General features: G+C 53.0%; 21 protein-coding genes. 15 read left to right on the top strand and 6 right to left on the bottom strand.

Annotated elements, in window-relative coordinates; translation table 11 throughout:
* The first annotated feature begins 30 nt into the window (after nucleotides 1–30).
* Both I2H39_RS09005 and I2H39_RS09000 read left to right on the top strand, forming a co-directional pair.
* Complete coding sequence (locus I2H39_RS09005; protein WP_138306697.1) at nucleotides 31–999, top strand: ATP-grasp domain-containing protein; 969 nt, start codon at nucleotides 31–33, stop codon at nucleotides 997–999.
* A gap of 16 nt (nucleotides 1,000–1,015) precedes the next feature.
* On the top strand, nucleotides 1,016–2,005 hold the full coding sequence (locus I2H39_RS09000) for a glycosyltransferase (protein ID WP_195626283.1): 990 nt from the start codon (nucleotides 1,016–1,018) through the stop codon (nucleotides 2,003–2,005).
* A 55-nt stretch (nucleotides 2,006–2,060) separates the two neighbouring features.
* Here I2H39_RS09000 and I2H39_RS08995 read toward each other — a convergent pair whose 3' ends face one another.
* Nucleotides 2,061–3,614, bottom strand: a complete 1,554-nt coding sequence (locus I2H39_RS08995; RefSeq protein ID WP_138306699.1) for a L,D-transpeptidase — start codon at nucleotides 3,612–3,614, stop codon at nucleotides 2,061–2,063.
* Nucleotides 3,615–3,780: 166 nt separating this feature from the next.
* Here I2H39_RS08995 and I2H39_RS08990 point away from each other — a divergent pair, with 166 nt between their 5' ends.
* The 11 genes from I2H39_RS08990 (at nucleotide 3,781) to I2H39_RS08940 (ending at nucleotide 14,323) form a co-directional block, all read left to right on the top strand.
* Nucleotides 3,781–4,800 carry a glycosyltransferase family 8 protein gene (locus I2H39_RS08990; protein ID WP_195626282.1) on the top strand — a complete coding sequence of 340 codons (1,020 nt, stop codon included), beginning with the start codon at nucleotides 3,781–3,783 and terminating at the stop codon, nucleotides 4,798–4,800.
* 2 nt (nucleotides 4,801–4,802) lie between these two features.
* Nucleotides 4,803–5,699, top strand: a complete 897-nt coding sequence (locus I2H39_RS08985; RefSeq protein WP_138306942.1) for a glycosyltransferase family 2 protein — start codon at nucleotides 4,803–4,805, stop codon at nucleotides 5,697–5,699.
* A 74-nt stretch (nucleotides 5,700–5,773) separates the two neighbouring features.
* A complete protein-coding gene (locus tag I2H39_RS08980) occupies nucleotides 5,774–6,889 on the top strand; it encodes a DegT/DnrJ/EryC1/StrS family aminotransferase (RefSeq protein WP_138306944.1) in 1,116 nt (371 codons plus the stop codon).
* Nucleotides 6,890–6,898: 9 nt separating this feature from the next.
* Nucleotides 6,899–7,585, top strand: a complete 687-nt coding sequence (locus tag I2H39_RS08975; RefSeq protein ID WP_138306701.1) for a glycosyltransferase family 2 protein — start codon at nucleotides 6,899–6,901, stop codon at nucleotides 7,583–7,585.
* Nucleotides 7,586–7,625: 40 nt separating this feature from the next.
* On the top strand, nucleotides 7,626–8,948 hold the full coding sequence (locus I2H39_RS08970; protein ID WP_138306702.1) for a lipopolysaccharide biosynthesis protein: 1,323 nt from the start codon (nucleotides 7,626–7,628) through the stop codon (nucleotides 8,946–8,948).
* The gene (locus tag I2H39_RS08965; protein ID WP_138306703.1) at nucleotides 8,929–9,912 is read left to right on the top strand and encodes a glycosyltransferase family 2 protein; all 984 of its coding nucleotides are present in this window, start codon (nucleotides 8,929–8,931) and stop codon (nucleotides 9,910–9,912) included. The genes I2H39_RS08970 and I2H39_RS08965 overlap by 20 nt, the downstream gene beginning before the upstream one ends.
* Before the next feature lie 58 nt (nucleotides 9,913–9,970).
* The gene (locus I2H39_RS08960) at nucleotides 9,971–10,450 is read left to right on the top strand and encodes a DUF2304 domain-containing protein (RefSeq protein ID WP_138306704.1); all 480 of its coding nucleotides are present in this window, start codon (nucleotides 9,971–9,973) and stop codon (nucleotides 10,448–10,450) included.
* Nucleotides 10,440–12,080, top strand: a complete 1,641-nt coding sequence (locus I2H39_RS08955; RefSeq protein WP_138306705.1) for a DUF2142 domain-containing protein — start codon at nucleotides 10,440–10,442, stop codon at nucleotides 12,078–12,080. Before I2H39_RS08960 ends, I2H39_RS08955 begins: the two co-directional genes overlap by 11 nt.
* Before the next feature lie 217 nt (nucleotides 12,081–12,297).
* Entirely contained in the window at nucleotides 12,298–12,852 is a 555-nt protein-coding gene (rfbC, locus tag I2H39_RS08950; RefSeq protein ID WP_138306706.1) for a dTDP-4-dehydrorhamnose 3,5-epimerase, read from the top strand.
* A gap of 19 nt (nucleotides 12,853–12,871) precedes the next feature.
* On the top strand, nucleotides 12,872–13,684 hold the full coding sequence (locus I2H39_RS08945) for an ABC transporter permease (RefSeq protein ID WP_195626281.1): 813 nt from the start codon (nucleotides 12,872–12,874) through the stop codon (nucleotides 13,682–13,684).
* Nucleotides 13,685–13,723: 39 nt separating this feature from the next.
* Nucleotides 13,724–14,323 carry a SprT family zinc-dependent metalloprotease gene (locus I2H39_RS08940; protein WP_195626280.1) on the top strand — a complete coding sequence of 200 codons (600 nt, stop codon included), beginning with the start codon at nucleotides 13,724–13,726 and terminating at the stop codon, nucleotides 14,321–14,323.
* A gap of 39 nt (nucleotides 14,324–14,362) precedes the next feature.
* Here the strand turns inward: I2H39_RS08940 and I2H39_RS08935 are convergent, their stop codons facing one another.
* Nucleotides 14,363–14,812, bottom strand: coding sequence for a GNAT family N-acetyltransferase (locus I2H39_RS08935; RefSeq protein ID WP_195626279.1), 450 nt, complete (start codon nucleotides 14,810–14,812; stop codon nucleotides 14,363–14,365).
* Between the two features lie 187 nt (nucleotides 14,813–14,999).
* Between I2H39_RS08935 and I2H39_RS08930 the strand changes: the two genes are divergently transcribed.
* The gene (locus I2H39_RS08930; protein WP_138306710.1) at nucleotides 15,000–15,386 is read left to right on the top strand and encodes a cupin domain-containing protein; all 387 of its coding nucleotides are present in this window, start codon (nucleotides 15,000–15,002) and stop codon (nucleotides 15,384–15,386) included.
* A gap of 49 nt (nucleotides 15,387–15,435) precedes the next feature.
* Here I2H39_RS08930 and I2H39_RS08925 read toward each other — a convergent pair whose 3' ends face one another.
* From I2H39_RS08925 to I2H39_RS08915, 3 genes are all read right to left on the bottom strand, one after another.
* Entirely contained in the window at nucleotides 15,436–16,770 is a 1,335-nt protein-coding gene (locus I2H39_RS08925; RefSeq protein WP_195626278.1) for a Na+/H+ antiporter NhaC family protein, read from the bottom strand.
* Between the two features lie 72 nt (nucleotides 16,771–16,842).
* Nucleotides 16,843–17,421 (bottom strand): chromate transporter, encoded by a 579-nt coding sequence (locus tag I2H39_RS08920; RefSeq protein ID WP_138306712.1) that lies wholly within the window; start codon nucleotides 17,419–17,421, stop codon nucleotides 16,843–16,845.
* Nucleotides 17,418–18,056, bottom strand: a complete 639-nt coding sequence (locus I2H39_RS08915; RefSeq protein WP_138306713.1) for a chromate transporter — start codon at nucleotides 18,054–18,056, stop codon at nucleotides 17,418–17,420. Before I2H39_RS08915 ends, I2H39_RS08920 begins: the two co-directional genes overlap by 4 nt.
* A gap of 185 nt (nucleotides 18,057–18,241) precedes the next feature.
* On the opposite strand from I2H39_RS08915, the gene I2H39_RS08910 reads away from it, so the two are divergent.
* Nucleotides 18,242–19,123, top strand: a complete 882-nt coding sequence (locus tag I2H39_RS08910; protein WP_138306714.1) for a LysR family transcriptional regulator — start codon at nucleotides 18,242–18,244, stop codon at nucleotides 19,121–19,123.
* Nucleotides 19,124–19,148: 25 nt separating this feature from the next.
* Here the strand turns inward: I2H39_RS08910 and I2H39_RS08905 are convergent, their stop codons facing one another.
* Nucleotides 19,149–19,832 carry a Crp/Fnr family transcriptional regulator gene (locus I2H39_RS08905; RefSeq protein ID WP_138306715.1) on the bottom strand — a complete coding sequence of 228 codons (684 nt, stop codon included), beginning with the start codon at nucleotides 19,830–19,832 and terminating at the stop codon, nucleotides 19,149–19,151.
* Between the last annotated feature and the right edge of the window lie 32 nt (nucleotides 19,833–19,864).

Below are 19,864 nucleotides of genomic sequence, written 5' to 3'. Positions count from 1 at the left end.
ATTAAAAAGAGCAATCAGGAGGAATGCAAAATGAGGACAGTGGTTGTGACAGCTATAGGGTCTTTTTCGGCTGATATCGTCATCAGGAAATGCAGGGAAAATGGAATCCGGGTCATAGGCTGCGATGTATATCCCAGGGAATGGATTGCAGATGCCGGGAATGTGGATGTGTTTTATCAGGTTCCCTATGCAACGGATACAGAGCGGTTTATGGAAGCGATGATGACCATATGCCGGAAGGAAGGGGCAGAGGCCGTCATTCCCCTGACAGATGCGGAGATTGATGTGTTCAACCTCCACCGTGCGGAATTCGGTGAGATGGATGTTATCTTATGCATGTCGGACAGGGCATGCATCGGCCTGTGCCGCGACAAGATGGAGCTGTACCAATACCTGGAGGCGCATATGGAGGGGATTGCCATACCTACCAGGCGCCTGGAGGATGCCTGCCTGGACGAAATCCGGTATCCGGCCGTGTGCAAGCCCTATAACGGGAGAAGCAGCCAGGGACTTAAGTTTGTGGGTTCCCGCCGCGAGATGGAAGGGTTCCTGCAGGAAACAGACCCCTCTGGCTATATCGTCCAGCCCATGATAAAGGGAACGGTGGTAACGGTGGATGTAGTGCGCAGTCCGGAGCAGGAGGCGTGCGCGGCCGTCTGCCGCAGGGAGCTTCTTCGGACCCCCAACGGCGCGGGAACCTCTGTCCTGGTATTCAGAAACCCGCAGCTGGAAGAACAGTGCCGGGCCATTGCAGGATTACTGGGAGTCAGGGGATGCGTGAACATGGAATTTATAGAGGACCAGGACGGCGTCTGCCACATGCTGGAGTGCAACCCCAGGTTTTCCGGCGGTGTGGAGTTTTCCTGTCTGGCGGGATATGATTGTGTGACAAACCATCTGCGCTGCTTTGAGGGACAGGAAATAGAACTGGCTGAGTGTGTCAAGGGCATGTATATTGCCAGGAAATACGAGGAATATATTACCAGGGTGGAACCATAGGAAGGCGGTACAGGACATGGGAGACGGGATGGAAACCGGAAATACAAACATAATGGCCAGCATCAACTGTGTCACATTCAATCATGGGAATTATATCAGGACGGCCCTGGACAGCTTTCTGATGCAGAAGACGGATTTTGCATTTGAGATACTGGTCCATGACGATGCGTCTACGGATGGAACCAGCGATATCATCCGGGAATACGCGGCCAGGTATCCGGACCAGGTAAAGCCGCTGATTCAGACTGAAAACCAGTATTCACAGGGTATCGACAATATCAGCGGGGCCTTTAATTTTCCCAGGGCCAGGGGAAAGTATATTTTTATGTGCGATGGGGACGACTATTTCCTGTCCCCGGACAAACTGCAGAAGCAGGTGGATTATATGGAGTCCCATCCTGACTGTACTCTGTGTATCCACAGCGCCAGGATAGATTTGGTGGGAAAGGCGCTGACAGAGGGGCAGATGAGGCCGTACAGGGAGAGCCGTATCCTGCCGCCGGAGGAAATCATCGACAAGCCTTCGGGCTACGCCATGTCGTCCATGGCCTTTCCGGCCCGGCTGGTAAAAGAGCTGCCTGATTACTATGTGGACTGTCCCGTGGGAGACACGCCCATCCAGCTGATTGCGGCTGCAAATGGGTATGGTTATTATTTCGATGAGCCCATGAGCGCTTACCGGGTAGGCGTGGCCGGTTCCTGGACAGTGGAGGGAAAGAACGGGGACTACGAGGGAAAGCAGAGGGCCTACTGTGAGCGCATGAAGCGTACTTATGAGCAGTTTGACAGGGCCACGGGAGGCAGGTTTAAGGAAGCGGCAGAGAGCGCTTCCCGCAGGACTTATTACCAGACAATGGTGAACACCAAGCGGTTTGAGGAAATATTCAATCCCGGATACAGAAGGTATTATAAAGAGCTTACGCCCAGGATGCGGTTCTTTCTGAGATTTGAGCACACCATGCCGGCAGTATATGAAATGGCGAGGAAGGCGTTCATTGGAAAGTGATTCCAATGAACGGTTCCCCGCCATTTTGGCTGTATGTTTGATTACTTGTTTACAATTACTGCTGGGCAAAGAGAGGGTCTGTGGGGTCCCAATGCTGGTCGCCCGGAATCACCCACTCGATGGCCGGCCGGTCATAAGGACCTGCCTTAGGCGAGTTGTAAATGGTCACCGTGGTGCCCAGGGCACAGTTGTCATATACCCACTTGGCATCTCCGGAAAGGAGGCGTACACAGCCTGCTGACTCTGCGATTCCCAGATAGTTATAGGTCAGCGGGTCCAGAGTCATGGGGTCCGGACGGCTGTACAGGATGGAGTGAATCAGGAAACCCTTGTAGATACGCGTTGCGTACTGGGTGAAAATTCCGTGGTTCATATCACGCCACCGGTACTTGGCCGGAGTCTGGAAGGTTCCAATGGGCGTATCAGGTCCCGTAGAGGTAAGATAGGTCTTTACCGGGATGATGAAGCCGTTGGCGCCGTCCTGTGCAAAGATGGTCATACAGTTCATCTGCTTGTTGATGCTGATGAGGAATGGGCCGCTGTTGCCCACAATCGGTTCCAAATCAGTCAGCAGCTTGCCGGTCTCGTCAAAGTAATACTTGAAACCGTCTATGTACTGCCAGCCTGTTACAGGCGCATTGTTCACAAAGTAGTAGCGGTCCCTGTCATTCCAGGCCCATCCGGTAAAGGGAACGCCGGTGCCGCTGCTGTATGCCACTGCGCCGTCCACAACCTGGATTCCGTCCGGGAATGCTGCCTCCAATGGTTTCTCCATGTTGTAGGCGGCGCCTTCCACGCCCTTGCCCCAGAGGGAGACCCTGAAGCCCTTCAGCACCTTTCCTGTACCCATGGTTCCTGCGGTTGCGCTGTTGCGCGCCCAGTTTAACTCGGTCCCATCGTTCAGGGTCGTGCAGTAGTAAATATCAAATGTGTTGCCCACAAAGCCCATAAAACGCATCTGGATGGCTTCTACCAGGGCGCCGTCATCCCATACCGTTGTGTGGCCGCCGTTCATGGCCCAGTCACTCCAGCCATGTGCGCTTGTATATGTCCTGTAAAGGATGTCGCCCACGATGTTGTTCAGATAGACGGACATGGAACGGAAACCCTGTTCTGACTCCACCGGGGTGTCGCCCACCACGGGGTCAGTCCATGTGGTATCCGGACGGAGTACCTGAATCTGGACATAGGGTGTGTTGGCTGCTGCCTGTCTGGCTGCCTCCTCTGCCGCAAACTGTGCTGCTGCGGCTGCCTCTGCGTCGGCCTGTGCCGAGTCATCGGCTGCCTGTGCCGCATTCTGGTCCGTGGCGGCTGAGGACACGCCGTCCGTGCCGGCTGCTGCCTCGGCGGTGCTGCCGTCTGCTGCAGCGCCGCCCCCATCGGACTGTTCTGCCGGGGCTGCGTTGGCAGGGGCCACTGCCTGCGGGCCGGAACCCTGCCCGTCCCCACTCTGGCCGTCTGAAGAACCAGGGGAGGTCTGTTCGACTTTTGTGGAAAAAGCCGGACCATAATTAGAATCATCCTGCGCGGCCAGTGCGGGTCCGGCCTGACCTAAGACCAGAAGTCCGGACAGAAGGGCTGCGACAGCACGCTTCGTTAACTTATTCATTCGTAACATCCTCCTGAATTTTTATATAGATTACCATACATGTCTTAATCTATCATATTTGGCAGGAAAATTCCAGATGTGATTTACTTTTTACCTGCTATAATGTAAAATTGTAAACAAAATGACCTTAGAAAGACTAGAGAATGTAAGAAATAGGTGCCATAATATGGATTGGAATACAGAAACTGTTAATATCATATATGCGTCCAACGACGGGTATGCCGGACATCTGGCAGCCTCCCTTTATTCCCTTCTGGACCACAACAGGAACATCCCCCGGATGGACATATATATCCTGTCCGTGGGAATGAGCAAAGGGTGTCTGGAACGTCTGGCCTCGGTTGCCGGGGAGTTTTGCCGCAGCCTTCATGTGGCGGAGCTGGGCAACCTGAGGGAACGGTTTGATTACGAGGTGGATACCAGGGGATTTGACATAAGCGCCATGGGCCGCCTCTTTGCCCCTGCGGTGCTGCCGGAATACGTGAGGAAGGCATTGTATCTGGACTGTGATACCATTGTCAACGGAAGCATCCGCCCCCTGTATGGGACAGAGCTTGGAAACCATCTGCTAGGCATGGTGATGGAGCCAACGGTTTACAGGGAGATGAAGGAATCCATCGGCATGGGGAAGGATGAGCCTTATTACAATTCCGGTGTTCTGCTCATGGACCTGGAGGCGTGGAGGGACCAGGATGTGCTGGGGCAGCTGCTGGAATTTTACAAAAGCCATCAGGGCAGCCTGTTTGCCTGTGACCAGGATACCATTAACGGCGCTCTGAGAGGCAGAATCATGACGCTGCCGGTCCGATATAATTATTTTACCAATTACCGGTATTTCAGGTACAGGACACTGGTGTCCATGTGCAGGGCCTACCGGGAGGTGGGAGAGGATGGGTACAGGCAGGCGGGAATGTCTCCTGTCATCATCCATTATCTGGGGGATGAGAGGCCCTGGATAGCCGGAAACCACAACCATTTCAGAAAACTCTACGAGTATTATCTGGATAAGACTCCCTGGAAGGGAACCCCAAAACAGGAGGGAAAGAGGCTGTACATGCACATGTGGTGGGTATTTAACCATGTGAGCCTTATGTGCCCTGCTTTCAGGCTGTGGATAAGCCGCAGGCTGGGCATGAGGCTGGTGGACAGCCGCAGGAAGCAGAAGGCCTCCGGAAGCGGAAAATGACGATGGATAAGATAAGCATGATTATATTGAACTATAATGACTGGGCCACCACCCTGTCCCTGGTGGAGGAGGTTAAGGACTATGAGTGTCTGGACTCCGTGGTGGTGGTGGACAACCATTCATCCGATGATTCATGGGAGCGCCTTCAAGCCCTGAACGGCAGCGGAAAGGTACATGCGCTGCGCATGGAACAAAACGGCGGCTACGGTATGGGCAACCAGGAGGGAATCAATTACGCCGCAGGCTATCTGGAGGCGGACTATGTCATCATTGCCAATCCGGACATCCATGTGACGCCCCGGTGCATTGGGCGGGTAAAGGAGGCTCTGGACAGGACCCGGGACGCAGTGGCTGCCTCGGCCAGGGTGAAGGACCCCCAGGGAAGGGAGCTGTTTTCTTACTGGACCCTTCTGCCTCTGTGGAAGGACCTGCTGGATACGGGGCTGGTCACCAGACGTCTGTTTAAGGGCATGCTGAATACGCCTGCCTACAGGCTTCCAAATGCCGGGGATGAGGACTGCCGCCTGGTGGATGCGGTTCCCGGGTCCTTTTTTATGCTGAAAACAGGCCTTCTCACGCCGGGAGAAATAAAAGAAGTATTTGACAAACGCATCTTTTTGTATTATGAAGAGAAGGTGCTGGGACAGAAGTTCAGGAAAATGGGGCTTAAGACCGTGCTGGCAACAGACCAGTCCTATGTCCACGCCCATTCTGTCAGCATTGATAAAAGCTTTAAACGAATCGTGGATAAGCAGAGACTGCTCCACCGGAGCAAGCTGTACTATTATAAGGAGTATCTGGGAACCGGACCCGCCGGTATGGCTGCGGCCAGGATTATTTTGGGATTTATCCTGGCAGAGGTGTGGTTCCTGACCGTGGTGTGCAGGATGCGGTGGTAGGGCGCCGGGGATGGAACGGCGCGGCAGCCGGCTACGGAATGCGGGACGGCATACAGGAAAGGACGAAACGACCTATGAACGGACAGGAAGATAAAGAGAAGGAGATACTGGTTACCCGGTCCTCCCTTCCTTCTTACGAAGAATATATAGAGATGATAAAACCCATATGGGACAGCGCCTGGCTGACCAATATGGGAGATTTTCACAAACAGCTGGAACAGGAGCTCAAGGAGTACATGGGCATCCGGAACATGGTGCTGTTTGTAAACGGGCACATGGCCCTGGAGATGGCCATTCAGGCCCTTGAACTTACCGGGGAGGTGATTACCACCCCCTTCAGCTTTGCATCCACCACCCACGCCATTGTGCGCAACAACCTGACTCCGGTGTTCTGCGACATCAATCCCACGGATTACACCATGGATGCGGAAAAAATTGAATCCCTGATTACGGATAAGACCTCGGCCATCATACCGGTCCATGTGTACGGAAATCTGTGCGATGTGGAGCGGATTGAGGCCATAGCCAGGAAACACGGGCTGAAGGTGATATACGATGCAGCCCATACCTTTGGGGAACGGTATAAAGGGAAAAGCGTGGCTGAGTTTGGGGATGCCAGTATCTTCAGTTTTCATGCCACCAAGGTGTTCAACTCCATTGAGGGAGGCGCAGTGACCTTTCAGGAGGACTGGATGGAGCACCGCCTGAACTGTCTTAAGAACTTCGGGATTGTGGACCAGGAACATGTGGTCTGGGTGGGCGGAAACGCCAAGATGAACGAATTCCAGGCAGCCATGGGGCTCTGCAACCTGCATCACCTGAATCAGGAGATAGAAAAGCGCAGGCTGGTGGTGGAGCGCTATTTATCCGGCCTTTCAGGCGTACCGGGCATCAGGCTGCCCTCGTTCAAAGAAGGGCTTACGCCCAATTACGCCTATTTCCCTGTGCTGTTCGAAGGATTTAAGGCCGGCCGGGACCAGGTATACGACTGCCTGGCCGGGCACAGAATATACCCCAGGAAATATTTTTATCCCCTGATTAATGATTTCCAGTGCTATGAGGGCAGGTTTTCCTCCAAGGACACGCCGGTGGCAGCCTATGTGGCGGACCGGGTGCTGACGCTGCCGTGCTACGCTGACCTGGCTCCGGAGGATGTGGACCGTATCTGCGGCATCATCAGGGGAATGTAGGAGACGAACATGGATAAGGTACTGCTGGTGATACCGGCTTATAACGAGGAAAAGAACATACAGCGGGTGGTGGAGGACCTGGTCCGGGGCTTTCCCCAGCTGGATTATGTGGTGGTGAACGACGGTTCCAGGGACAGCACAGCCGGAATCTGCAGGGAAAGGGGATATAACCTTCTGGACCTGCCTGTGAATCTGGGACTGGCAGGCTGCTTTCAGGCAGGAATGAAATACGCCTACAGGAAGGGGTACCGCTACGCCATCCAGTTTGACGGGGACGGACAGCACAGGCCGGAGTATATTGAGGCCATGAGACAGAAGATGGAGGAGGGGTATGACATTGTCATCGGCTCCCGGTTTGTGTCGGAGAAAAAGGGATGGTCGGCCAGGATGATTGGAAGCAGAATCATAGGCGGCGCCATCCGGCTCACCACAGGCACCAGGGTGACGGACCCCACTTCGGGTATGCGCATGTTCAACCGTAAAATGATAGAGGAATTTGCCCTTAACCTGAATTACGGGCCGGAGCCGGACACGGTTTCTTTTCTGATTAAACAGGGAGCCAGGGTGGCGGAACTGCAGGTGACCATTGACGAAAGGCTGGAGGGAGAGAGCTACTTAAAGCCGCTGACAGCCGTTCACTATATGGCCAGGATGCTGATTTCCATCCTTATGATTCAGAATTTCAGGAAACGCTAGGGCCTGTTTGAAAATTCATCCCCGGAGCTTGGAGAACATCATGAAAAATCTGACAAAACATTTACTATATAAAGGAACGGATATCGGACGGCAGAACGTGGTCTGGAATATTGCAGGGAGTTTTGTCTATGCATTGGCCAGCATGGTTCTGTCTTTTCTGGTCATACGGGTGGTGGGAGATGACCAGGGAGGCATATTTTCCTTTGGATTTTCCACTCTGGGACAGCAGATGTTCATAGTGGCCTATTTTGGCATCCGCCCCTTCCAGATTACGGACGGGACAGGCGAGTATTCCTTCGGGGATTACCTGGAGCACAGGAATATCACCTGTGTCATGGCCCTGGCAGCAGGGGCCCTATTCCTCACCTTCATGCACGGCATGGGGCGCTACACAGCGGACAAATGCATGATTCTCATTTTGCTTGTCATATACAAGGTAATAGATGGGTATGCTGATGTATATGAGTCGGAGTTCCAGCGGCAGGGAAGCCTGTATCTGACGGGAAAATCCAATTTTTTCCGTACCCTTTTCTCGGTCAGCGTATTTCTGGTGACGCTGGCTGCATTTGAGCATCTTTTGTTATCCTGTCTGGCTGCGGTGGCTGCCCAGGCCGTGGGAATCGCGCTGTTCAATCTGGATGTCATCCACGCCCTGCCTGCAGTGGACTGGGACAAGGGGGAGAGAAAGACTGGAAGGCTGTTTAGGAGCACCTTATTCCTGTTCATATCAGCGTTTCTGGACTTTTATGTGTTCTCCGCGGCCAAATATGCCATTGACGCCAGGATGAACAACGCTGCGTCGGGATATTTTAACTTGATTTTTATGCCTACCTCTGTTATTTATATGGTAGCCAACTTTGTAATCCGGCCCTTTCTGACCAGGCTTACGGATTTGTGGACCGGAAAGGACTATGACTGCTTTAAAAAGGAGCTTATGCACATCGGCGCCATTATTCTGGGACTTACGGTATTGGCAGTGGGAGCCACTGCTGTTCTGGGAAGATGGGTGCTGTCCGTAATGGAGATGATTCTTGGAAGCGGTTATGAGGGAAGGCTGGTCAGCTATTTCGGGGCTTTCATCATCATCGTGCTGGGAGGCGGCTTCTATGCCCTGGCCAACCTGATGTACTATGCCCTTGTAATCATGCGCAGGCAGAAAGCGATATTCACCGTATATCTGGCGGCTGCGGCTGCGGCTGCGGTATTATCCGGCTTTCTGGTATCAAAATTTGGGATTAATGGGGCGGCAGGCTGCTATCTGCTGCTTATGATGGGATTAGTGATGGGTTTCGGCCTGCATACGGCGGGCGCCTATCAGAGTGAGAAAAAGGAGAATGCCGGTAATGGAGGAAGTAACACGTAATACTGAGGCGACGGATGTCCGGGAGAGAAGGCATGGGCTGCGGGTGGATGTAATCATACCCACCTACAAGCCGGGAAAGAAGTTCTCCAGGCTTTTGAAGATGCTTTCCATGCAGACTTATCCCATAGGTAAGATTATTGTTATGAATACAGAGCAGTCCTACTGGAATGATAAGGGCTTTGAGGGAATCGCCAATCTGGAAGTGCATCATCTGTCCAAGGAGGAGTTTGACCACGGCGCCACCAGAAACAGGGGAGCCCGCTACAGCAGGGCGGATATTATGGTGTTCATGACAGATGATGCGGTTCCGGCGGATGAAAGGCTGATTGAGAACCTGACCGCTGCCTTTAAAAAGAGAGGGCCCGGCGGGGAATCGGTTATCATGGCCTATGCCAGACAGCTGCCGGATAAGGACTGCGCCATGGCGGAGCGCTATACCCGGTCCTTTAATTATCCGGAGGAGAGCTGCATCAAGACCAAGGAGGACCTGGGGCGGCTGGGCATCAAGACTTTTTTTGCCTCCAACGTATGCTGCGCCTATGACAGGGAAAAGTTCTGGTTCCAGGGCGGTTTTATCAGTAAGACTATATTTAATGAAGATATGATATTTGCAGGGAAGGCAGTGCTGCAGGATGATTACGCTGTGGCATATGTGGCGGAGGCCAGGGTTATCCATTCCCACAATTATGGGTGTACAGCCCAGTTCCACCGTAATTTCGACCTGGCTGTGTCCCAGGCAGACCATCCGGAGGTCTTTGGGGGCATCCGCTCAGAGGGCGAGGGAATCCGTCTGGTCAGGCAGACAGCCCGTTATCTTGTGTCCCACCGCCGTCCATGGCTGGTGCCCGGTCTGATTGTAAAAAGCGGATTCAAATATGCGGGCTACCGTCTGGGCAGGTGCTACCGTTTCCTGCCTGTGAAGCTGGCCGCGGCCTGCAGCATGAACAAGGAGTACTGGAAGTAGCCGTATGCCGGAGAATGCAGTATCTGGGAAATAACAAAAGAAGGCAGGGATTCATCCTATGATGACAATGATTTTCAGAGTGATTCTGGTTATAGTCTCTATATTGACTATGGCTTTTATGATGCGGAAGATTCGGCAGGCTAAGGTACAGATTGAGGCAGCGCTGTTCTGGGTTATCATGGCCCTGATACTGGTGGTGTTCTCACTGTTTCCGGCTGTGGCGGATGCCTGCGCCCATTTGCTGGGAATTTATTCCACGCCCAATTTCCTGTTCCTGTTCATGATTTTTCTGCTGATTGTAAAGGTATTTGGCATGACCCTTCAGATGTCCCAGATGGAAAGCAGGCAGAAGGAGCTGGTGCAGCGCATTGCACTGGACCAGAAGGACAGGGAGGAACTGGAGCGCAGGATACAGAGATTCCTGGAACAGGAGGAACTGGCTGGCAGGGACTGCAAGGGAGATATGTGCAGGGGGGAAACCGGAGGAAGAAACGTGAGTACAGGGAAAACAGGCGGGGAGGAAGCAGATGGCAGGTAAGAAGGCGGGGAGTAAATCAGGAATGCTGCGCGGCCATACCCTTGCTGTCTGGCTGGGAGGCTCCTGCGGGGTTCTTGCCCTGGGACTGTGGCATTTTACAGATGTCAGGGCCGGCGTCCTGGAGACAGGGGACCGCTTCCTCTACGGCTGGTACGCGGGGCTGATGGTTTTCGCCCTTCTGGTGCTGGCTGCAGTGGGATACCTGTTTCTGGTGCGGCGGGAGTATGGACTGGCCCGGATATTTCCGGCGGCAGCTATGGGAATCGGCCTCATGTATATGGTGGTGCTCCCTCCCCTGTCGGCTCCGGATGAGGTGAGCCATTATATCAGTTCTTACCAGCTCTCCAGCTATCTGATGGGCAGGACAGCCCGGGCAGAGGATGAGCGGGTATTTATCCGGTCCCAGGATGTCTTTATTGAGGACCTGACAGGGGTTATGGACTATGAATCCATGGCTGACAGCAAGACCGCGGCTGTGGTTTTGGGGCAGAAGCTGGATGAGGGAACATACCGGACCATGAAGGAACGGGGGCTGGGAAGCACCGGTGAGGACGGGACCGTCCTGTCATACCAGATGCCGGTGCGCACCACGCCCCTGGCCTATGTGCCCCAGGCCCTGGGGATTGCCCTGGGAAGGGTACTGGGCCTGGGCGGGCTGGGCCTGCTGTTTCTGGGACGCCTGTTCAACCTGGTGTTCTTCACCGCCATGGGGTGCCTGACCATACGCAGGATGCCCTTTGGAAAGGAAGTGGCGGCTGGTGCAGCCCTGCTTCCCATGACGCTTCATCTGGCAGCCTCCTTTTCCTACGATGTAATGATTATAGCGCTCAGCGGGTACTTTGCTGCGGTCTGCCTTGATTTGGCTTATAAGGCGGAGCGGGTACGGGTGGGGGATGTGGCTGCCCTGGCCCTGGTGATGGCAGTGATGGGACCATGTAAGATGGTATATGGCGTTATAGCGGGTTACTGTCTCCTGATTCCTGTGAGGAAGTTCGGGGGATGGGGAAAATGGAGTCTGTCCGCTGCCTCGGTGCTGGGAGCATTTGCAGCAGCCATGGCAGTGGTGAACCACAGGACTGTGTCCCTTTACACCCAGGCTGACCAGGGATATGTAGCCTGGGCAGAGGAAACAGGGTATACCTTCGGGCAGCTGCTTCACAGTCCTGTGCTGGTCCTTAAGATGTGTTACAATACCCTGGCCTGGCAGGGAGAACAGCTCTATTCCGGCATGATTGGAGGGGCGCTGGGAAACATGGATGCAGTGCTCAACACTCCCTATGCGGTTATACTGGGGCTGACAGCCATATTGGTGATGCTGGCGCTGCGAAAACCGGGAGAGAGCATTTTTATCCGGTGGAAGGGCCGTCTGTGGATTTGGTTTCTCTGCCTGGTGTGCCTGGGGGCGCTGATGTTCTCCATGCTGCTGGCATGGACGCCGGTGAGTTCCAATGTCATAAAGGGAGTCCAGGGCAGGTATCTGCTTCCGCTGCTCCCCATTTTCCTTATTACCCTGAAAAATGACAAGGTGGTGCGGACGGACTGGGATGACAGGGGTCTGCTGTTTGCCATGGCGGCCATGGATATCTACGTGGTGCTGCGTCTGTTCAGCCTGGTATGCCTGCGGGTGTGAAGAGGCTGTCAGGAGTACCGTCATGGCCCGTATTTCCTGCGGTCCATACAGCGGCTATGCGGGATTGGGCATTGGACTTTGGCAGTCCGCAGGTGCATAAGGACTTGCCAGTCAGTGGATAAAGTGATAGAATTGCCAGATGGATGTGGATAACGCCTGATAAATGCCAATGAACCGGTCAGGCGTGTTTGATAATAAAAAAGGAGCGAATGGAGTTATGGGAAAGATTATGGTAACCCCCTGCGACATCAAGGGGCTGTATGTGATTGAACCAACGGTTTTTAAGGATGAGAGAGGATATTTTGTGGAGACCTACAACCAGAATGATTTCAGGGAAGCAGGTCTTGACATGGTGTTTGTACAGGACAACCAGTCTATGTCCGTTAAGGGCGTTCTGAGAGGGCTGCATTTCCAGAAGCAGTATCCCCAGGGCAAGCTGGTAAGAGTGGTGCGGGGCACTGTCTACGATGTGGCAGTGGATTTGCGTTCTGATTCCGAAACCTACGGAAAATGGTTCGGCGTCATCCTTTCCGCTGAGAATAAGAAACAGTTTTATATACCGGAAGGCTTTGCCCACGGATTCCTGGTACTGTCCGACGAAGCGGAATTTGCCTACAAATGTACGGACTTCTATCATCCGGGTGATGAGGGCGGCCTGCTGTGGAGCGACCCTGAGATTGGGGTGGACTGGCCCATCCAACCGGATATGCAGCTGATTATATCGGATAAGGACAGAAAGTGGAGCGGTCTTAAGGATACCTTCAAGTTCTGATGAAAAGGAATTTACTTATATGAATTATGTGCTTTCTCTGATGAAAGAGATTATAGGAAAACGGAAGCTTATATGGGATTTGGGCAAGGCTGATTTCAGGAAACGTTTTGTGGGCTCTTACTTTGGGGTGGTGTGGATGTTCATACAGCCCATTGTGACGGTCAGCATCTACGCAGTTGTATTCGGAATGGGATTTAAATCCCCGCCTCCCATTGAGGGGTTCACATACGTGGAGTGGCTGGTGCCCGGCATTGTGCCCTGGTTCTTTTTCAGCGAATCCGTCAACAGCATAACCAACTGTCTCCAGGAGTACAACTATCTGGTGAAAAAGGTGGTGTTCAAGGTGGAAATACTGCCAATCATCAAGCTCATATCCTGTCTGCTGGTCCACGCCTTTTTCGTGGTCATCATGTTTGGTATGTATCTGATAATAGGCAGGATGCCTTCCCTCATATGGTTTCAGCTGGTTTATTATTCCCTGGCGGCCTCCCTGCTGGCTTTGGGATTTGGGTTCTTTACCAGCGCGGTCAATGTGTTTTTTAAGGATATGGCGCAGATTGTGAGCATCTGTCTCCAGTTCGGTATCTGGATGACTCCCATCATGTACCATGAATCCATGTTTACCGGAGCGGGAAAATGGGTGGAGGTGCTGTTTAAGCTGAATCCTTTTTATTACGTGGTGGCCGGGTACAGGGATACCATGCTTACAGGAAACTGGTTCTGGGAACGGCCCACCCTGACCCTTTATTACTGGGGATTTACCGCGGCAGTGCTTTTGCTGGGCCTTAAGATGTTCAAGCGTCTCCGGCCTCATTTTTCCGATGTCCTGTAGGAACGGCAGTTTGTGCTCCGGGATGGTGAGGAGCGTTTTATGATACAGAAAGTGGAGATTAGCTGGCGCCATGGGGACCAGGAGGGAATCATTCCCGTGGAGGTGGTCTACTCCAAACGGCGCACCATTGGATTGGAAATCAAGGCGGACGGCCATGTGTACGCCAGGGTGCCTGCGCGTATTCCCAACCAGTATGTGACGGACTTCATAAAGGAGCGCCAGGACTGGATTGTGCAGAAATGGTTTATGATTATGGAGAGGCGCAGGCAGGAGGAAGCCAGACCGGTCCGGGACTATGAGAAGGACCCTGAGCTGGAAAAGCTTTACCGCAGGAAGGCGGGGAAGCTGCTGGAGAACCGTTGCGCCTATTTTGCAGAGCGCATGGGAGTGGATTACAGCCGTATAGCTGTGCGGGCAGCCAAGACCCGCTGGGGCAGCTGCAGCGCCCAGGGAAATCTGAGTTTTCACTGGAAGCTGGTGCTCATGCCTCCGGAGATACTGGATTATGTGGTGGTGCACGAGCTGGCCCACCGAAAAGAGATGAACCATTCACAGCGGTTCTGGGCTGAGGTGGAACGAATCCTGCCGGATTATAAGGCCCGGAGAAAGTGGCTGAAGGAATTTGGAAGCCAGGTTTAGAGGCTTAAATAACAATTATAACAATTCCGGTTTATGCAGTCAGTCCCGGACGCGTTCCCGTTTCAGATAGACCATGTCCACCAGCTGGATGCCGTCCTCAATGATGGGATGGTCGTAGTTGTCGGTAAAGAAGCGTTCCACCCGGTGGGAATCTTTAAAACCGCAGGCATGATAAAAGTCCAGGGAGAGAGGGCTGTCCCCGGTTCCCACATAGAGGGTCTGCAAATCCGGATAATGGTTAAAAAGATATTCAATCAGGCGGCGGCCGTATCCCTGTCTCTGGAACAGGGGGGCTGTCGCTATATTTTTAAGCTCATATGTGCCCGGACCTTCGTTTGTCACCACACATTCTGCCCGGACAGAACCGTCTGACAGCACAAACATATCGCCCCGCTCCAGGTAGCGGTCAACCATATCCTCCTGTTCATCTGCCAGCAGGAGCAGGTCCAGGTATTTCTTTTTGTTTTCTTTTACTTGAATAATTTCCATGGCGGATTCCCCTGTTCTGATTGTTTTTTGTGTGTTAAGGCATGTTTATTATAGCATGATTGGGAGGATGAGTACAGGGCGATTGTCCGGGGACAGGCGGAAAGCAGGGAAAGGATTGACGCGTGTGCCCGAAGGCGGTAAACTGGAGATAACCGTTGAGACGGAGGGAAAAGGAGGATGCCAGCCTATGGGGCCAATCAGTTTTTCAGGCATGGAAGATGCCATAACCGTAGATAAGCCAAATGGAACCCATGTTAGTTACCATATTTTTGAGGAATCCGAGATTCACCTGAACCGAATCACACCGGCAAGCACACAGGAATGGCATTATCATACCCTGATTGATGAGTGCCTTCTCATAACCAGGGGAGTGCTGACCTGCCGGTGGCTGGAGGATGGGGAGGAGAGGACAAGAAGGGTCCATGAGCAGGAGATAGTACGGGTGGGGAACTCAGTCCACACCTTTGCCAACGAGACCGATGAGGATGTGGAATTTGTGGTGTTCCGGTTTGTCCCTGAGGGCAGGGACAAAAGGGAAATGATAAAGAGTGACAAGGCGGTTGTGAGCAGGTAGGCTATGGGAATTTGAGCCTCTATCCCCTTGAGACGCCGGAATATGTATGTTAGGAGGAAGATATGGACGCAGTCCTCTCGGTACGCGTCCGGTCATGGTAAAGGGCGGACAGCAGGTTCCATACAGGAACCAGATACAGGTAACAAGCAAAAAACATACATTCCATGGGAGCGCCGATGGCGGCCACAGGCACAGTGCCGGCAATGCCCCAGGGAATCAGGGCTGCAATGAGAATGGCTGTGTCCTCCAGAGCGAGGGCCAGCTTTTCTTTTTGGGGATAAAGTCCGCCGCACATCTGACAGGTAAGTATGGCGGCCAGGCTTTGGTTGCAGCTGACCGCACAGGAGAGAACCGAGGTCAGAAGAACCGTGCCGAAGGGAGTGAAACGCCGGGCAGACCGTAAAAGCGCATGCTTTATACCGGACAGCAGGCAGGTATGTGAAAAGATTCCGGAGTAGGAGGCTGATATGAGCACGATGACGCCCACCTTTACCATGGAGCGTATGCCGCCGCCGTTTAACAGCTGGGCCAGACGTGTCCCGGCCTCTGCTTCATATCCGTTTAAGAGGCAGCGGAGCAGGACCAGCGGGGAGGTTCCCTGGATAATCAGGGATACTGCGGCGCCGGCTGTTATGCTGGCTGCCATGGCATATTTTACGTCCACATGGAGCAGAGCCAGAACCAGAATCAGGACAGCCGGAAGCATGGAAGACCAGTGGAGGGAAAAATTCGCCCTGAACAAGTCCGTGAGCCCCTTATCCACCGGAGCACCGGAACCCGAGGCCAGAACCACGTACAGGAGACAGGTCAGGGCTAAGGGAACAGCACTGCTGCGGCACATCAGCTTCATGTTCAGATAAATGTCTGTCCTGGTCAGGCTGCATATCAGCTGGGCGCTGGATGACATGGGGGAACAGCGGTCCCCGAAAAAGCTGCCGGAGAGAATGGCGCCCCCTGTAAGAAGGGGACTGAGGCCGGCTGCATTAGAAATGAGCATACAGATGACTCCCATGGTACTGGCCGTGCCAAAGGAGGTACCTGTGAGGAAGGACATGGCAGAACACAGGAGAAAGGTGCAGAGCACGAAATATTTAGGGTTTATCAGACCGACCGCATGGTAGAGAATATAGGGTATGGTGCCGCAGATTCGCCAGACAGCGGTCAGGCACCCAATAAAAGCAAAAATAATAAGGATATTCTGCACCTGGGAAATGCCTTCCCACAACATGGCGCAGGTTTCCCTTACCGAATATCCCTTCCACAGACAGTAGACAGAAAAACAGAACAGGCCGAACAACAGGGCATACAGAATCTGTATGCCCGTAAAAATGCAGAGTCCAAGACCTGCCAGAAATAATCCAAGTGTAATACATTCCGCCAACATGGAATCCTCCCGGAATTTTGTCTGATTTACTGACTCGATTCTATATCGGAATCCCCTTAAAGTCAATGGGGACTAATATTGCATTGCCCGCATTGCCAGCTGACAGGCTGTTTCAGCCAGTCCTGACAGCACCATCACCAGGATGGGATTCATTTTAAAACGTATGAGCAGTATCATGGCTCCCAGGAAGATACAGACGGAACGCAGGTTCAGGGCGCCTAGTTCAGGGGAAAATCCGTTCAGTCCCCAGAAGGCAGTGACCAGTATGCTGACGCCGGCTGCCCCAATCATGGCTACCACGGCAGGGCGCAGGGATTTGAGGACGCCCTGAATCAGGCTTAAATCCCTGTATTTGAGGTAAATTTTTGCAAGAAGCGTGACCAGGATACAGGATGGAAGGACACAGCCGACAGTGGCTGCCAGGGCTCCGGGCGTTCCGGCGATGCGGGTGCCCACGAAGGTGGCTGCATTGATGGCAATGGGACCGGGAGTCATCTGGGAAATAGTGACCAGGTCTGTAAATTCAGCCAGGTTCAGCCAGCCATGGAGAGTTACCACCTGATTCTGAATCAGAGGCATGGCAGCATATCCGCCTCCGAAGCTGAATGCTCCAATCTGGAGAAAGCTTAAAAACAATTGAAGGTAAATCATTGGGCACCTCCTTCTGTTCCTTTTTTCCCGCGCTCAGAAGAAAGAGTCCGAACCACGCCTATGGCGGCGCACAAAAGGATAATCAGGACAACATTGACATTATACACATAATTGGCCATAAAGGCCGCAGCCATAATCAGGACGGATATCCACTGCCTGTCTTTTACAATGCCGCTGCCCATCTCCCAGACCACCTGGGCAATGACAGCGCCCACTCCGGCCTGCATTCCGTTTAACATCCATCCCACAAAAAGATTGGAACGGAAAGCCGCGTAGCAGAAGGAAATCAGGGTAAGTATGGTAAAGGGAGGGATGACGGTGGCAATGACCGTGGTCAGTACGCCTGTCATTCCGGCCAGCTTATAGCCCACCACAATGGCGCCGTTGACTGCAATGGCGCCGGGGGAGGACTGGGCAATGGCCACCAGGTCCAGCATCTCCTGTTCATCAATCCAATGGTATTCATCCACAAATTTTTTCTTCATTAACGTGACAATGACGTAACCGCCTCCAAAGGTAAAGGCGCTCAGGTACAAGGTTGAAAGAAATAGTTTGACCAGAAGGGAACTGCGGCTGCCCCCGTGTCCCGGTACCCCGGATGAGGCATGGTTTCCTGATTTTATGTTAACTACCATGACGGTATCCTCCTAACGATACAAATGTATTTGTTTTTTCCTCTATATACTATACAGCTTGAAAATACATATGTAAAATACTATAATTAAATAATAAGTATTATAAATTTATTATAGATGAACCATATGGCTAATTTTAAGGCTGCATCCGCTGCCGGCCGTATGGGGTTCAGGAAAAGAGGACCATGACACTTCGCCATCTGAAAATATTTGTCACCGTATGTGAGACAGGCAGTATGACGGCTGCGGCATCCCAGCTTTTCATTGCCCAGCCGTCCATCAGCCTGGCCATCTCGGAGATGGAGGAATACTACGGGGTAAAGCTGTTTGACCGTATTTCCCGCAAGCTGTACCTGACGGATAATGGCCGCAGGGCCCTGCAGTATGCCAGGCATATCATAGACCTTTTGGATGAGATGGAGCAGGGAGTACGGGACGGGGACGCCATAGGACGGCTTAAGGTGGGAACCAGCATCACCATAGGGACCTATCTGCTGTCCGGATACATCAAGAGACTGAAACAGCAGTATCCTGCCCTGGAGGTAGAGGCATTTATTGCCAATTCAGGAACCATTGAACAGCAGATTCTGGACAATGAGATTGATGTGGGAATTATAGAAGGGGCGGCTCACAGCCCCTTTATACTGAGCGAAAGCTTTGAGGGGGACCGGCTGGCCTTTATATGTCCGGCCGGCCATGAATTTGCGGGAAAGACCCTGGAGGAGCTGGCAGAGGTAAGAAACCAGGATTTCATTTTACGGGAAAAGGGGAGTGCTGGAAGGGAGATATTTGACGGTATTCTGGCAGCGCAGGAATTGAATGTCCGGCCCATATGGCAGAGCGCCAGCAACCAGGTAATCCTCCAGGGGGTGAAGGCAGGGCTGGGAATCTCCATCCTGCCTTATTTCCTGGTGCGCCAGGCCATACAGGACGGGGAGCTGGCTGAGTTTAGGATACAGGGACTTGCCCTGAACCGGAAGTTTTCGGTGATTTACCACAAGAATAAATTCCTGCCCCAAAGCGCCAGGACACTGATGGAGCTGTGCAAGGAGGGGGATATGGAATAGACGGTGCACAAGGGCTGCAGGTATTTCAGGACAGCAGTTTTTTCAGGCCGGATATATTTTTTATGGTAATGGTTCCCCGGCCAAGGGCGACCAGGCCCTCTTTTTCAAAATATTTGAGCATACGGGACACCACTTCCCTGGCAGTGCCCAGGTTCTTGGCTATCTGTTCATGGGTGGTGGAAATCACATCAGAGCCCAGTTTTATCTGTTCATCCGCCAGATAAGCGGCCAGCCGTTTGTCGAAGCTGGAAAAGAGAAGCTGGCCCATGGACCACATGACGTCGGAGAAACGTTCGGCGGTCTGGCGGTAGATGTAGTTCTCCGCATATATATTTGCCTCCATGAGACGGCGGATACCGGAGGCGCTGGTGATGAGAAGGGCGGAACTGCCAATGGACTCAATGAAGATATCAAAGGTGATTTCCTGCATCATGCAGGCGGCGGACAGGGTGCATACCTCGCCTGGCCCCAGACGGAACAGGGTGACTTCCCGGCCTTCCTCGGATTGTATATAGGTGCGCAGTTGCCCGGACAATACTATCAGAATGCCCAGGCATTCCTCCGAACGGCTGTGTACAAAGCTTCCGGGCCCATAATCCCGGATAAAAGAACTGGTTTTAAGCTGCTCCCTCTGGGAATCGGTAAGTTTTTCCCAGAAGGGGTAGCTTGTTCTCAGGGTTTCTGTGATGCTGCGGTCTGTACGGTTCATGGCGGACAGGGCCTCCTTACGGTTTGGGTTAA

Source organism: Clostridium sp. 1001283B150225_161107_B6, assembly GCF_015556325.1.
Classification (GTDB): Bacteria; Bacillota; Clostridia; order Lachnospirales; family Lachnospiraceae; genus Enterocloster.
This window is presented reverse-complemented; position numbering and strand designations above follow the sequence as displayed.

Excerpts from the sequence above, each read along its gene's own strand:
- I2H39_RS08910 (WP_138306714.1), top strand. The coding sequence starts at position 18,242 with ATGACACTTCGCCATCTGAAAATATTTGTCACCGTATGTGAGACAGGC.
- I2H39_RS08985 (WP_138306942.1), top strand. The coding sequence starts at position 4,803 with ATGGATAAGATAAGCATGATTATATTGAACTATAATGACTGGGCCACC.
- I2H39_RS08905 (WP_138306715.1), bottom strand. The coding sequence starts at position 19,832 with ATGAACCGTACAGACCGCAGCATCACAGAAACCCTGAGAACAAGCTAC.
- I2H39_RS08980 (WP_138306944.1), top strand. The coding sequence starts at position 5,774 with ATGAACGGACAGGAAGATAAAGAGAAGGAGATACTGGTTACCCGGTCC.
- I2H39_RS08975 (WP_138306701.1), top strand. The coding sequence starts at position 6,899 with ATGGATAAGGTACTGCTGGTGATACCGGCTTATAACGAGGAAAAGAAC.
- I2H39_RS08945 (WP_195626281.1), top strand. The coding sequence starts at position 12,872 with ATGAATTATGTGCTTTCTCTGATGAAAGAGATTATAGGAAAACGGAAG.
- I2H39_RS08995 (WP_138306699.1), bottom strand. The coding sequence starts at position 3,614 with ATGAATAAGTTAACGAAGCGTGCTGTCGCAGCCCTTCTGTCCGGACTT.
- I2H39_RS08960 (WP_138306704.1), top strand. The coding sequence starts at position 9,971 with ATGATGACAATGATTTTCAGAGTGATTCTGGTTATAGTCTCTATATTG.
- I2H39_RS09000 (WP_195626283.1), top strand. The coding sequence starts at position 1,016 with ATGGGAGACGGGATGGAAACCGGAAATACAAACATAATGGCCAGCATC.
- I2H39_RS08915 (WP_138306713.1), bottom strand. The coding sequence starts at position 18,056 with ATGGTAGTTAACATAAAATCAGGAAACCATGCCTCATCCGGGGTACCG.
- I2H39_RS08930 (WP_138306710.1), top strand. The coding sequence starts at position 15,000 with ATGGGGCCAATCAGTTTTTCAGGCATGGAAGATGCCATAACCGTAGAT.
- I2H39_RS08955 (WP_138306705.1), top strand. The coding sequence starts at position 10,440 with ATGGCAGGTAAGAAGGCGGGGAGTAAATCAGGAATGCTGCGCGGCCAT.
- I2H39_RS08970 (WP_138306702.1), top strand. The coding sequence starts at position 7,626 with ATGAAAAATCTGACAAAACATTTACTATATAAAGGAACGGATATCGGA.
- I2H39_RS09005 (WP_138306697.1), top strand. The coding sequence starts at position 31 with ATGAGGACAGTGGTTGTGACAGCTATAGGGTCTTTTTCGGCTGATATC.
- I2H39_RS08920 (WP_138306712.1), bottom strand. The coding sequence starts at position 17,421 with ATGATTTACCTTCAATTGTTTTTAAGCTTTCTCCAGATTGGAGCATTC.
- I2H39_RS08940 (WP_195626280.1), top strand. The coding sequence starts at position 13,724 with ATGATACAGAAAGTGGAGATTAGCTGGCGCCATGGGGACCAGGAGGGA.
- rfbC (WP_138306706.1), top strand. The coding sequence starts at position 12,298 with ATGGGAAAGATTATGGTAACCCCCTGCGACATCAAGGGGCTGTATGTG.
- I2H39_RS08965 (WP_138306703.1), top strand. The coding sequence starts at position 8,929 with ATGGAGGAAGTAACACGTAATACTGAGGCGACGGATGTCCGGGAGAGA.
- I2H39_RS08990 (WP_195626282.1), top strand. The coding sequence starts at position 3,781 with ATGGATTGGAATACAGAAACTGTTAATATCATATATGCGTCCAACGAC.
- I2H39_RS08925 (WP_195626278.1), bottom strand. The coding sequence starts at position 16,770 with ATGTTGGCGGAATGTATTACACTTGGATTATTTCTGGCAGGTCTTGGA.
- I2H39_RS08935 (WP_195626279.1), bottom strand. The coding sequence starts at position 14,812 with ATGGAAATTATTCAAGTAAAAGAAAACAAAAAGAAATACCTGGACCTG.